The sequence below is a fragment of the Asaia prunellae JCM 25354 genome, assembly GCF_000613885.1.
Classification (GTDB): Bacteria; Pseudomonadota; Alphaproteobacteria; order Acetobacterales; family Acetobacteraceae; genus Asaia; species Asaia prunellae.
Window position 1 is genome coordinate 135,986 of record NZ_BAJV01000010.1, and the last position, 12,232, is coordinate 148,217.

At 58.7% G+C, this 12,232-nt stretch carries 14 protein-coding genes, 1 other RNA gene and 2 pseudogenes; 10 read left to right on the forward strand and 7 right to left on the reverse strand.

Going from position 1 to position 12,232, the window contains the following annotated elements:
• Window positions 1-53: 53 nt before the first annotated feature.
• From JCM25354_RS10090 to efp, 4 genes and pseudogenes are all read right to left on the reverse strand, one after another.
• Complete coding sequence (locus tag JCM25354_RS10090; protein ID WP_025885927.1) at window positions 54-1,061, reverse strand: peptidoglycan -binding protein; 1,008 nt, start codon at window positions 1,059-1,061, stop codon at window positions 54-56.
• A gap of 15 nt (window positions 1,062-1,076) precedes the next feature.
• Window positions 1,077-2,248, reverse strand: a pseudogene (locus tag JCM25354_RS18140) (flagellar motor protein MotA).
• Between the two features lie 948 nt (window positions 2,249-3,196).
• Entirely contained in the window at window positions 3,197-4,027 is an 831-nt protein-coding gene (locus tag JCM25354_RS10105; RefSeq protein ID WP_025885929.1) for an inositol monophosphatase family protein, read from the reverse strand.
• A gap of 119 nt (window positions 4,028-4,146) precedes the next feature.
• The gene (gene efp, locus JCM25354_RS10110) at window positions 4,147-4,710 is read right to left on the reverse strand and encodes an elongation factor P (RefSeq protein ID WP_025885930.1); all 564 of its coding nucleotides are present in this window, start codon (window positions 4,708-4,710) and stop codon (window positions 4,147-4,149) included.
• Window positions 4,711-4,969: 259 nt separating this feature from the next.
• Between efp and JCM25354_RS10115 the strand changes: the two genes are divergently transcribed.
• A complete protein-coding gene (locus JCM25354_RS10115) occupies window positions 4,970-5,809 on the forward strand; it encodes a DNA/RNA non-specific endonuclease (RefSeq protein ID WP_159103477.1) in 840 nt (279 codons plus the stop codon).
• Here JCM25354_RS10115 and JCM25354_RS10120 read toward each other — a convergent pair.
• Window positions 5,798-6,868, reverse strand: coding sequence for a lysine-2,3-aminomutase-like protein (locus JCM25354_RS10120; RefSeq protein ID WP_025885932.1), 1,071 nt, complete (start codon window positions 6,866-6,868; stop codon window positions 5,798-5,800). The two genes, JCM25354_RS10115 and JCM25354_RS10120, sit on opposite strands and share 12 nt — an antisense overlap.
• Before the next feature lie 52 nt (window positions 6,869-6,920).
• Between JCM25354_RS10120 and epmA the strand changes: the two are divergent.
• From epmA to JCM25354_RS10135, 3 genes and pseudogenes are all read left to right on the forward strand, one after another.
• Window positions 6,921-7,903 (forward strand): annotated as a pseudogene (gene epmA, locus JCM25354_RS18150) (EF-P lysine aminoacylase EpmA).
• Window positions 7,904-8,015: 112 nt separating this feature from the next.
• Window positions 8,016-8,429 carry a hypothetical protein gene (locus tag JCM25354_RS10130; RefSeq protein ID WP_025885933.1) on the forward strand — a complete coding sequence of 138 codons (414 nt, stop codon included), beginning with the start codon at window positions 8,016-8,018 and terminating at the stop codon, window positions 8,427-8,429.
• 5 nt (window positions 8,430-8,434) lie between these two features.
• Window positions 8,435-9,127, forward strand: coding sequence for a fasciclin domain-containing protein (locus tag JCM25354_RS10135; protein ID WP_159103478.1), 693 nt, complete (start codon window positions 8,435-8,437; stop codon window positions 9,125-9,127).
• Here the strand turns inward: JCM25354_RS10135 and JCM25354_RS10140 are convergent.
• Both JCM25354_RS10140 and JCM25354_RS10145 read right to left on the reverse strand, forming a co-directional pair.
• Complete coding sequence (locus tag JCM25354_RS10140) at window positions 9,096-9,686, reverse strand: thiamine phosphate synthase (RefSeq protein WP_025885935.1); 591 nt, start codon at window positions 9,684-9,686, stop codon at window positions 9,096-9,098. The genes JCM25354_RS10135 and JCM25354_RS10140 overlap by 32 nt on opposite strands.
• 12 nt (window positions 9,687-9,698) lie before the next feature.
• Window positions 9,699-10,121: a hypothetical protein gene (locus tag JCM25354_RS10145; protein ID WP_025885936.1), complete on the reverse strand. Its 423-nt coding sequence runs from the start codon at window positions 10,119-10,121 to the stop codon at window positions 9,699-9,701.
• Window positions 10,122-10,171: 50 nt separating this feature from the next.
• Between JCM25354_RS10145 and JCM25354_RS10150 the strand changes: the two genes are divergently transcribed.
• The 6 genes from JCM25354_RS10150 to JCM25354_RS10165 all read left to right on the forward strand — a co-directional run.
• Window positions 10,172-10,396, forward strand: coding sequence for a hypothetical protein (locus JCM25354_RS10150; RefSeq protein ID WP_025885937.1), 225 nt, complete (start codon window positions 10,172-10,174; stop codon window positions 10,394-10,396).
• Window positions 10,397-10,398: 2 nt separating this feature from the next.
• Complete coding sequence (locus JCM25354_RS10155; RefSeq protein ID WP_025885938.1) at window positions 10,399-10,740, forward strand: cell division protein ZapA; 342 nt, start codon at window positions 10,399-10,401, stop codon at window positions 10,738-10,740.
• A gap of 10 nt (window positions 10,741-10,750) precedes the next feature.
• A non-coding RNA gene (gene ssrS / locus JCM25354_RS20710) (6S RNA) lies at window positions 10,751-10,907 on the forward strand.
• Window position 10,908: 1 nt separating this feature from the next.
• Entirely contained in the window at window positions 10,909-11,109 is a 201-nt protein-coding gene (locus tag JCM25354_RS22580) for a 5-formyltetrahydrofolate cyclo-ligase (protein ID WP_051537343.1), read from the forward strand.
• On the forward strand, window positions 11,055-11,483 hold the full coding sequence (locus JCM25354_RS18155) for a 5-formyltetrahydrofolate cyclo-ligase (RefSeq protein ID WP_051537344.1): 429 nt from the start codon (window positions 11,055-11,057) through the stop codon (window positions 11,481-11,483). Before JCM25354_RS22580 ends, JCM25354_RS18155 begins: the two co-directional genes overlap by 55 nt.
• The coding region (locus JCM25354_RS10165) for a TIGR00282 family metallophosphoesterase (RefSeq protein WP_025885939.1) at window positions 11,480-12,232 on the forward strand (753 nt) is incomplete at its 3' end. The genes JCM25354_RS18155 and JCM25354_RS10165, both read left to right, overlap by 4 nt.

A 12,232-nucleotide genomic window follows, 5' to 3' on the forward strand; every position in this document is an offset into this window, starting at 1 on the left:
CCGGCAGGATGCGATTTCTCCCCGTCATTCTGCTGTTGCGTCTACGTGGCTGATCAGCGGTCGGTCAGGCGAAATTCGATGCGTCGGTTGCGGGCGAAGGCTGCTGCCGTATTGCCCTGATCGAGAGGCTGGTAGTCGGAGAAGCCGGTTGCTGCGAGGTGATGCGGGTCGATACCCTCCTTGACCAGCACCTTGACCACAGTGATGGCGCGCGCGCTTGACAGCTCCCAGTTGCTCGGAAAGGCGGTATGGATCGGCTGCCTGTCGGCATGGCCGTCAATACGCAGGATCCAGGGGATATCCTTCGGAATCTGGTTTGAGACCTGCTTGAAGGTATGGGCCAGAGCGGCGATCTCCTTCTCACCTTCCGGTGTCAGGTCGGCGCTGCCTTGCGGAAAGAGAATGGAACTCTGGAAGACGAATCGGTCGCCGACGATTTCCACGCCTTTCTGGTTCTTCAGCACATCCTGCAGACGGCCGAAGAACTCCGAGCGATACCGCTTGAGCTGGTTGACCCTGTCGGCGAGCGCCACGTTGAGCTTGTTACCCAGATCGGTGATCTGCTGATCCCGCGCAGTGACATCCTTTTTGGCGATGTCCAGCGCCTGACCGATGGCGAGAAGCTGCTGATTGAGCTGTTCGAGCTGCGACTTCAGCTGGGCGATGCTGGCCTGATCGGATTGTGTGGCCTGACCGGCTGCGGCCAGAGCCTGTTCCTTTTCAGCAATGGTGCCGTTCAGTGTGGCGAGTTGCTGGGTCAGGACATCGGACTGACGTCTGGCGCTGTCACGATCGGTGGTCAGGCTTGCTACCATCGCGTTGAGCTGGGTGTTCTTGTCTTCTGTCATTGAGAGCGTGTGCTGCAACGCAGCCAGTTGCTGACGCAGCTCGTCCAGCGAATGGGTACGCTTGCTGAGCGCCACGGACAGGAATTGCTGGCCGAGAACAAAGACCAGCAACACGAAGGTCACCACCATCAGCAGGGTGGAGAGCGCATCCACATAACCGGGCCAGGCATTGAGTTCCCCACCATGGGAACTGCGTCGGGAGCGTCGTGCCATGAAAGCCGCCTTGCCTTACTGTGCTGCCGGAGGAACGGCAGCAGCGCCATTGGGACTGGTTGCGGCAATGGTTCGTGCCAGAACACGCAGATCGTTGCGAATCTCACCAGCCATCTGGCGCGGCCGCTGTGAAGCTCGTCGATCAGACGAACGATATGTCCTTCAATCCGGCTGAACTGCTCACGGCTGTCTTTCGCATCATTGAAAGCGGCTGTTCCGGGAGTTGCGGCCTCGCCGACATGTTTGAGGAACGGGCCGAGCAGGGCCTGACCTTCGGCAACGCGGTTCATCATTTTCTGGTTGGACTGGAGCAGATCCGTCATGGCCTTGAGACGCTCCTGCAGGCCGTCCATGACCTGAAGCTGCTGCATCCGGCTTTCTTCGCTGCGCGAGACGACATTCTGCAGCGTTTCAAGATTTTCAGCCGTCTGTTCCAGCAGGGCCTGAACATAGGCAGGGACAGAGGCGTCGCCTCCTTCAATCAGCGCGCCGCCCTGCTTGGTAATACCGACCAGCCATTCCTCGACTTCGTTAAAGAAGCGGTTCTGTGCCTGACCGGCATTGAGATCGAGAAAGCCGAGGATCAGCGCGCCCGCAAGACCGAACATGGAGCCGGAGAAAGCCGTGGACATGCCCTTGAGTGGTTCGGCGAGACCTGTTTTGAGCTGGCCGAACATGGCATCGAGATTGCCGTCGCCGACGCTCATGCCTCCGATGACGCCTGCAATGGAACTGACTGTCAGAAGAAGGCCGTAGAATGTGCCGAGCAGGCCGAGATAGATCAGCAGACTGGTCATATAGCGCGAGATGTCACGCGATTCGTCCAGGCGGCCTGACAGGCTGTCGAGCGTGGCCTGAGCCGATTGATGCGACAAGCTCAGCCGCCCCGTCGAGGTGCGCGCTGCCAGATTGCGCGCCAGTGCACCAAGCAGGCGTGGTGGCGCAGGCTGGGCGAGGCCAGTGCGGTTGACCCGTAACTGATCAACCCATTTCACCTCGGGCATCAGGCGCAGGACGGTACGCAGATTCCAGAGAATGCCAATGACCAGCACGCCCAGAATCAGTCCGTCGAGTGCCGGGTTCGCAAAGAAGGCGGCATAGAGCGTCTTGCTCAGCAGAGCGGCGACAGCTGCCACGAGAATCAGAAAGATTCCCATGCGCAGAAGATAAAGCGTCGGGCGGGTCATGGTGTGGAGGTCCTCGGGACAGTTCCGAACTGGGCTTCCGAAGTCGGTGCAGCAATGCTGCTTCGGCGATGATGTCGAGACGATCAGGCGGGTTGGCATCTGCGGCGGCAAGGCCGGTAGCGCGCGGATAGATGCGCGTCGTGGCAATGCCCTCGCGTATCAGAAGTGAGCGCACGGCAAGAGCGCGCGCCAGAGCAATGCGCCGTGGAGTGGACAGATCTTCGGTCGAGCCGCTGGCCGAGGCCCAGAGTGTGACACGAAGTGTCGGCTGTTGTGCGAGTTTTCTGGCTTCTTCCCTGATCGCATCGATCATGGATTGCGTCATGCCGCTGCTATTGGCGGCAAAAACGATGCGCAATCCATTGGGGCGTTGCTCGATTTCGCCCTTGGCTGCAGGGTCGGGCTTGATATCTTCAGGGGGAACCGGGGGATGGGTCGGCACTTTTACGCCGGGAGGCGGAATGACGACGGGGCGCGGCGGCTGCGCCGGCACATCGGGCGGGAGGCCGACGCGCTGTGCTGCCGGGGCGCGAGCTGAGGGAGGGGATGCTTTCCTGTCGCCGGACGTTGCCGAAGGCTTGTCGCTCACTGCCTGTTTCTTGGCAGATTCATGCGATTGGGCATGGGCTGCCTTCTCGGCGTGAGTTTTACCGGCTGGCGTTTTCTTTACGGATTCAGGCTTGTGCGGCGTTGCGGCAGGCAGCGCATCGTCGTTTGAGGTGACCTGTGCCGCTGCGGGCAGGGAGGTCAGCAGGACGGCCGGAAGACCGGCCGAGCACAGGAGGGAGAGAAGGATCGGCCGTTTCATGACCGGGCGATCCTAATCGTGCTGGCCCTGCTCCGGCAATGGGGAATGACGCGCTGCGGCTTCTGGTTCCCTGGATGTGCAGTTTTTTTTGCAACAGGCCGTGCCGGGCGCAAGGCCTGTCGTTCAGGAGAAAGGGTATTTCAGGCTTTGCGGGTCAGGGCGTCGAGGACGATCTTGCGGATCTGCCCGTGCAGATTGCCGTTTCCTGCAATGAGCGTGACGTCATTGTCGAGGTCGGTGATTTCCAGTCCTTCCGGGTCAGTCACATAGCCGCCAGCTTCTCGCACGATCAGAAGGCCGGCAGCGCAATCCCACGGTTTGAGGCCGATTTCCCAGAACGCTTCGTAACGGCCTGCTGCCACCCAGGCGAGGTCGAGTGCTGCTGCGCCAAAGCGCCGGAAGCCTGCCACGTATGGCATGAGTGCAGCCAGTGTGCGACCGAAGGGTAAGCGGTGATCCGTCGGTGTTTTGGCAAAGGGAATACCGGTGGCGATAAGGGATTCGGAGAGGTCACGACGGGCGGAAACGCGGATGCGACGCTCGTTGAGGAAGGCACCGACGCCCTTCTCGGCCCAGAACATCTCGTTTGCAGCCGGATTATAGACCATCGCTGCGGCAATTTCGGTCGAGCCGTCGGGGTGACGGCGCTGGAGCGCGATCGAAATGGCCCATTGCGGAATGCCGTGCAGGAAGTTCGAGGTGCCGTCGAGCGGATCGACGATCCAGCGCCAGGTCCAGTTATCGCCACCCGAACTACCGCTTTCTTCCATCAGGAAGGCATAGCCGGGGCGTGCGCGTGCCAGTTCATCACGGATTGTCTGTTCGGCACGCAGATCGGCCTGCGAGACGAAGTCGCCCGGCCCCTTGATGCTGACCTGAAGCTGCTCGACTTCCGCGAAATCGCGCAGGAGGCGTTTGGCTGCCTTTTGCGCAGCATTCTGCATGACGGTCATATGCGGCGAGAGGCGCATGGCGATAATCCTGATGAAAGATTTTGAAAGAGCAGGGGTAGTCGGTCGAAACGGAACCGGGTTGCGCCGGTTCCGTGAAGGGGCGCGAGGGTCAACCTCATGCGCCCCGATAGGCAAGATTACTTGGCGCGCTCGACATAGGAAGCGTCATCCGTGCGGACAACGACGCGCTCGCCAGCCTCAATGAAGGGCGGCACCATGGTCTTGACGCCATTGGACAGCATGGCGGGCTTGTAGGACGAGCTTGCCGTCTGGCCCTTGACCACCGGGTCGGCTTCGGTGATTTCTAGCGTCACGTGCGGCGGCAGCGAAACACCGACAGGGTCGCTTTCCACCAGCTTCACGCTCAGGGCCATATTGTCCTGCAGGAAGGGCAGCTGATCACCGAAGATATCCTTGTGCAGCATGACCTGCTCGAAGGTTTCCGGATCCATCAGGACGATGTTGTCGCCGTCCGTGTAGGAATAGTTGTAGTCCTTGTCTTCCGTCATCAGGCGTTCGACGGTGTCAGCCGTACGCCAGCGTTCGTTGGTCTTGTTGCCCGTGTTGAGGTCGCGCATTTCAACCTGAATGAACGCACCGCCCTTGCCCGGCGTGATGATCTGCTGCTTGAGAACCGTCCAGCGACGACCGTCATGCTCAATAACCTGTCCGGCGCGAATCAGGTTTGCCTGCTGCTTCATGGAAGAAAGATCCCGGGAATCGTGAGGTGAATACGACGGGTCTGTGCCGCCGTGAAAGGCGGGTTTCTAACGAAGCAGGCGCTCGAGAGCAAGCGAGATGGAGCTGGGAGCAGTAAAGGACGAGAGACTGTCCGCTTTATCATGGGGCTGGTCAGAAGAGGGTCGTTCTATCGGGTCACGGTTCGGGAACATCCTGAGCGAAAGGGAAAGGTTGTCTGTCTAGGGCCTGAAAGCTAGGAGCGCATGAATGATTATGCGCATGTCCGTTCTCTGTTGTCTGATCCTGTTTTGTCGACCGGCACTGGCGACAGAATGTTCCCGGCTTTTTCTGGATGGCGTGGCCCCGAGTCTTGCAGCTCCGGCGCCAATGGAACGCGATACCCTTCTGTGTAACCGTGATTTTGCAGTCATGGTCTCCGGCATGACGCACGAACCGGTCTGGGCTGCAGAGCATCTGACACGCGATGCGATACGCTCGGCGCAGCATGAATTACGTCAGGGCGTATTCCATGAAGAGACCCGTCAGCCCGCTGCGGATCGGGCGCGGCTTGCAGATTACCAGCGTTCAGGTTTCGATCGTGGGCATATGGCGCCGAGTGGCGATGCACCAACCCGGGTTTCGCAGCAGGAAAGCTTTTCTCTTGCCAACATGGTGCCTCAATCGCCCGATCTGAACCGCGGGCTTTGGGCGGGTATCGAAAAGCAGGTTCGTGAACTCGTTTTGTCGGAGGGCGAAGCCTATGTAGTGACGGGGCCTGCCTATCATCTGGCTTCTCCGGCTGTAATCGGTGCCAATGCCCTGCCTGTTCCGAGTTCTGTCTGGAAAGCGGTCTATCTGCCGGGACGCAAGGCACTCTCGGTTTATGTCTGCAAGAACAGCCTCACCCCGAGCTGCACCCAGGTGCCGGTAGCGGCCCTGATGCGAGTAACCGGGGTCAATCCTTTTCCTTCTCTTGCTGCGTCAATGTACGGAACAATAACGAAATTGCCTGACCCACAGGCTCAGCCATACCATGTCTCCCCCAAGTTCCGCCGTTTGACCATGCAGGTCATGAAACGCTTTCTGCGTGAGATGATGTCAGGCAATTCACCTCTCTGAGCAGGTGAGCTCCGGTTGCGGGTGATCGAGCCTATGGGGAATGCCAGAGGGGTCGCGAACCTGGCCGGGATGGGTGTCCGGGCGATAGTAATCCGGTCCGAGGGGTACTTTGCCGGCACCGCCCGGTATGTCCAGCACATAGGTCGGCCAAGCCAGGCCTGTTACTCTTCCACGCAGTTTGGCCAGAAGGGCGCGGCCTTCGTCGATAGGCACATGGAAATGTGACGTGCCGGGAGCCGGGTCGAGCTGATGCAGGTAATAGGGCTTGATTCGTGCTGTAACAAACGCACGAAGCAAGGCTTCCAGCGCTTGTTCTGTATCGTTCACACCACGCAGAAGAACTGACTGACTCAGCACAGGAATGGCTCGGCTCTGGATCTGACGCAGTGCCATACGGGCGTTGGGGGTAAGTTCACTTGCGTGATTGGCGTGAAGTACGACCCACATGGCGCGGTCGGTTTCAAGGGCATCAAGCAGTGCGGGGGTGATCCGGCTGGGGTCGGCGACCGGTACTCGGCTATGGATCCGGATGGTCTGGATATGTGGTATGGCCGATAATGCACTGATGATGTGTTTGAGCCGTCTTGGGCTCAGCATCAGGGGGTCACCGCCAGTCAGGATGATCTCACTGATATCCGGGTGATCGGTAATCCAGCCGAGGGCCGTGGCCAGAGCCTTATCTGACAACAGCCCGCCATCCGGGCCGACATGCTCACGGCGGAAACAGAAGCGGCAATAGAGCGGGCAAATCAGGAGCGGTTTGAGCAGCGCACGGTCCTGATAGCGATGTACGATACCTGGAACGGGCGAGAGAGCGTCATCGCCTATCGGGTCCTGCATTTCCCATGGTGCTGTAGTGAGTTCGGCCGGGCTCGGGACCACCTGACGGCCTATCGGATCGTCGGGATGGTTAATGAGCGCGAGAAACTCGGCAGGGATAGCTGTCGAAAAGGTCTTGGCCACGTCCTCGAGTGCGTTGCTCTGCTCCGGAGATACGAGACCATGAGCGACGAGCTGTGCCACGCTGCGCAATGTGGGGGGATTGACCTTTTCTGCCATCAGGCGGCTGTACTGCAATCCGCTGAGTTTTCGCAACCGGAGAGCGCTTATCATGAATCGTCGTACGGCTATTTCCGACAAGGTGCCTTTGCTGCAACGTCGGGCGCTGCTGCAACGGGGGGTGAGGGCTTTTTTTGAAGGGCGGGGCTATCTGGAGGTTGAAACGCCTTACGCTGTTCCGACCCCGGGTGAAGAGGTGCATCTGCGCTGTTTCCGTACCGAAATCGAGCGTCCTGATGGCACGCGTGAAACGCGTTTTCTGCATACAAGTCCGGAATTTGCCATGAAGCGTATCGTGGCGGCGTCAGGGTTGCCGGTCTATCAGCTTGCGCGTGTCTGGCGTAATGGTGAGCAGAGCGCCCTTCATGCGCCCGAGTTCACCATGCTCGAATGGTATCGTCCGGGTGCCGGGCTGGATTCCCTGATGGATGAGACCGAAGCTCTGCTGCGTGCGCTTCTTCCGCCTCGTGTGACGCTCGGCGCCACCTCACTTGATCTGTCCTTGCCTTTCGAGCGTCTGACGATGGTGGAAGCCTTCTCCCGTTATGTAGGGGTGGACTTGCTGGCGATTGGCGATGATGCCAAGCGTCTGGCCCGGGAGGCTGGTACAGATCTGCGGGCGGGAGAAGAATGGGAGGATCTGTTCTTTCGTCTTCTTCTGGAACGGGTTGAGCCCGAAATCGGACGGAAACGTCCAACCTTTCTGACCCACTGGCCCACTGCTCAGGCGGCTCTGTCACGTCGTGACCCTCGGATCCGCGTGTCGCCTTGCGCTTTGAACTCTATGCGGCCGGGATAGAACTGGCGAATGCCTTTGAGGAGCTGACCGACCCCGAAGAGCAACGCATGCGTTTCGAGGCTGATCGCGCGCGACGTGTTGCTCTGGCCCCGGATCAGGACTGGCCGCTTGATGAGGCTTTTCTGGCTGATCTCAGCGCATTACCATCGTGCAGTGGTATTGCGCTTGGCTTTGACCGGCTTGTCATGCTGGCAGTTGGCGCACCACGTCTGTGTGACATTATGTGGTTTTCTTAAACCTTCGGATAGCCATGAACCCATTCTGGGGGCAAGATCGTTTCCATTGCCAGAGTGGCGCCAGCTTCGAACTGATCCGGCGGGCGGCTTCAGCTTCGGAAAGGGTTTTAGGATGATGAAAAAAACAGTTTTCCTCTCATGTGCTGCTCTGCTGACCCTGTCAGCGTGCGATGTTCCGACGGTACAGCAACGCGAGGTGCTGAATTCAATGATCGGCAAAACGGATGTGGATGTCCTGCGTACGTTTGGTGTTCCGTCACGAACCTATCAGGCCAGTGGTCACGACTTCCTCGCCTATATCGATAATGAGACCAACTACTCTCCCGGCACAGGAGGCTGGGGTTGGGGCTGGGGTGGCGGTCCGTGGGGCGGATATGGTGGCTATGGCGGTTGGGGCGGCTATGGCGGCTGGGGTGGGGGTTTTGGCGGTTTCCCGCCCAGCTATTACAATACAACGTGCCAGACTACTTTCGAGCTGACCAACAGCCGCGTCGTAGGGTGGACCATGCGCGGAGACGGATGCTGATCGTCATGACCCCGACTTTGTCAAAAGCAAGAAAAACAACGTTTCTCGGATGTGCTGTCGCTGCTATCGCGCTTGCAGGCTGTGAGAGTGGGGCTCGTCAGGACCCCTTTCTCCATCCGAACTCCGTGACGGCGGTGCAGATGCCTGCAATTAGCAGTGCGCATATGTTCCATGAATCGACAAAGACTGAAACGTCGACTCCGGTGGCTTATACCGAGCCACCGACATTCTCCCTGGCAGATCGCCCGCTGATGGAGAATATCTCGACGTCGCTGGAGCTGGCCGATTATCGTCAGGCCTTGCGTCAGACGGGTCTTTTCGCGCGACTGGGACGTAATGGACCCTATACAGTATTTGCCCTGCCCAACGAGCCTTTTGAACGGTTTGCTGCCCAGGTCCCGGGGGGACTGATGAACCCGCAGAATGCGGTACAACTCAAGCAGCTTCTTGGATTCACGATCGTGAGGGGCAACTGGTCTCCCGCAGCGCTGAACAAGGCTATGACCAGACTGAGATCGGACAGAATCGGATTGAAGACTCTCTCAGGCGATGTTCTGAGCATCCAGCGAGATGGTGCGAATGGCCAGTTCGTCCTGGTGAACGCAACGGGTCATGTCGTGAAACTCTGGCTGAACGGCGCTCCGCAATCCAACGGTACCCTTTATATCACCCAGGATATTCTTCCGCCGCGCGGCTGACGATGGCGGCAAGCCGCGCTCCGGCTTCGTCCGCGTCTACAAAACTCAAGGGTATGGCCAGAAAATCAGCATTGGCCTTGATCATGACCAGTGCCTGCTCGGCTGTTTCAATATTTTCCGCAATGACGGGCAGTTCCATCATTTGCGACCACCAGGCGACCAGATCAGGAGCGTTGGGGGCGATCGAGATATAATCGGCGCCCAGCTCTCCGGCATTCATGGCGTCGTCACGGCTCGTATCACAGTAGACCCCCAGTTGAAGGTCTTTTCCCAGTTCTTCTCTGGCTGTCAGACACCGCGACGGATGACCTGACAGGTGAACCCCGTCGCACCCGAGTTCCTGGGCCAGGGCAGGGAGGTCGGTCAAGATCAGTGCGGTGCCATGAGCCTGAACTGTCGATCTTATGGCGTTGACGCAGTGTCTGGCCTGGCTTTCGTCGGTTGTACTCAGTCGCAGGGCTGATGGCGTCCAGCGCTCAAGCACTTTTGCGAGATCGTTCAGTTCACGTGACGGGTCGAAATCCGGCAGGGTGACCAGATAAAGTTCGCAGGGCAGCATGGATATGGTCCGTCAGATGGGGCGCTCAGGCTCTTGCGCCAGATACTGTGAAAGCTGCTCAATGCGGTAGGCGTTATAAGGCGGTCTGCCAAGAGTGAGAGCAGCAGGGCGGCTTGTCAAAAGATGTGCACCGTGCAGCAGCGCGAGCACCTGCAGCGTTTCCAGACAGGCGCCGTTTTGTGTGCAGACGACCCATTGTGCACTGTTGCGAATGGCCGACGCAGCCAGGGCCGGCGCATCATCTGCGTCAAAAATAGAAGGTATCTCAAGAGAGGCCGTAAGGGTTTGCCACCAGGGGAACCCCATGATTCGCCCAAGTCCCGGTGCTGGAATGACAGCGTAGTCAGTCGATTCGCCCGGTCCGGGCAGGCAGGGAAGAAGAGAGGCGTCATACAGAGCGACGATCTTGTGCGGGAGAGTCTCCTTGGGCTTCATACTTGACCTCGCGAGGCGATACGGGTTCCATAGAGCGGCGGTAATCGCATGTGATTGATGAGGGTGTTTTGACGGATCAGATCGAAAGAGCAAGCAGTTCTGCAAGACCTGAAGATCGGATCGAAGAGGCGCTGGACCGGATAGCCTATGCCCTGCATCAATCCCGCATGGAACGCCCCGCGTCAGCTGACTGGCAACCTGTTGCTGCCAATATTGAAGCCCTGCGCCTGCGTGTTAGCGATCTGATCGATCGTCTTGGTGACGAGGAGGCATAGACATGGCCCAGATATCCCTTCGCCTCAACGGGTATTCCTATACGATCGGCTGCAAGGATGGCGAGGAACGCTATCTGCAGGAGCTGGCACAGCAGGTTGAACGGCGCATAGCGCGTGTGCGCAGCCTGGGGACCCAGGGAGGGGAAGCGTGGACATTGGTCATGGCTTCTCTTCTTATGGCGGATGAGTTGCATGATCTGGCCAAGGAAATCCTGCCCAGCACGACGAATGAACGCGTCCAGCTTGCAGAAAAGCTGATTGCCGAGAACGAAACGCGCGAACAGAAACTTAATTTGCTGGCTGAGCGTGCCGAAGGCATTGCAGCAGAGCTGGAGAATGCCTAGTTAATGTCGGGTGGAACTGCCCGGTACGTCAGGCAACTCAACCCCTGGGCCGATAAGCACTTCCTTAGGGAGCTGGCTCTGTCGTGATCGTGGTCATGATATCTGGCGCCCACCTGCATGAGCAGGTCCGGGAGGGCTGAAAGACCGACGGCCAGGGTGGTTCCACACATGAACAGCGATCAGCAGAAACAGGTTTTGCGCCAGATGATGCGCAAACGCAGGCTTGAAAATCCGGCCTCGCCGGATGCGCTCGCAGCCTTGATCCGCAATATTTTCTCCATCATCACGCCTATGGCCGATGTAAAAAAAGTCGGATGTGTCTGGCCTCTGCCGGGCGAAGCGATCTGCGTCCGCTTTATGCAGCTCTGACGGATCTCGGGCATGAGATCCTGCTGCCCGAGACGACGCCGAAGGGCACGCCCCTTGTTTTCAGACGCTGGTCTCCGGATTGCGTGATGCTGGCAGGCCGCTTCGGTACAATGCATCCTGATGGCGTGACTGACCGGCCCGATCTGATCCTTGTCCCTCTTCTGGCTTTTGACAGGCGAGGCAATCGTCTGGGCTATGGTGGTGGATATTATGACCGAACCCTTTCGCAGATATCCTGCCGATCGATCGGGTTTGCATTTGCATGGCAGGAGGTGGCTCGGGTGCCCCTTGGGGCCTATGACCAGCCTCTGGACTGGATTGTGACTGAAAAGGAAGCCCTTGAGAGAGAGGGTGGAGAAGGCGGAGCAGAGTGAGACTACTTTTTCTTGGGGATATCGTTGGTCGTTCGGGCCGTGAAGCCGTCATGGCCCGCCTGCCGGAATGGCGTGAGGCGCTGAAGCTCGATGTGGTCGTGGTCAACGGTGAGAATGCCTCACACGGGTTCGGTCTTTCTACAGCAATCGCTACGGATCTCTTCAAGGCCGGGGTGGATGTCATCACACTCGGCAATCATGCCTGGGACAAGAAGGAGTTGCTGCGCGACATCAGTTCCGAGCCACGTATCATTCGCCCCCTGAACTTCCCGCCGGGTACACCGGGCCAAGGGGGGTATGTCGTGGTGCTGCCTAACGGGCGCAAGGTGCTGGTGATCAATGTCATGGGGCGTCTTTTCATGGATCCACTTGATGATCCGTTCCGTTCTGTGAGCGAGTATCTGTCACGCCATAAGCTGGGCATGACAGCCCACGCGATCATCGTGGATATTCATGCCGAGACCGGCAGCGAGAAAATGGCGTTCGGACATTATCTTGATGGCAAGGTATCCTTTGTCGTCGGCACCCATACCCATGTGCCGACGGCTGATTACCGGATCCTTTCCAAGGGAACAGCCTATCAGACTGATGCCGGTATGTGCGGTGACTATGACAGTGTGATTGGTATGGGGAAGGAAGCCTCCCTTTATCGCTTCGTCCGCAAGCTGCCCGGTGAGCGTTTGCAACCAGCAGAGGGTGAGGCGACGGTTTGCGGCGTATTCGTCGAGACTGATGATGCGACAGGGCTT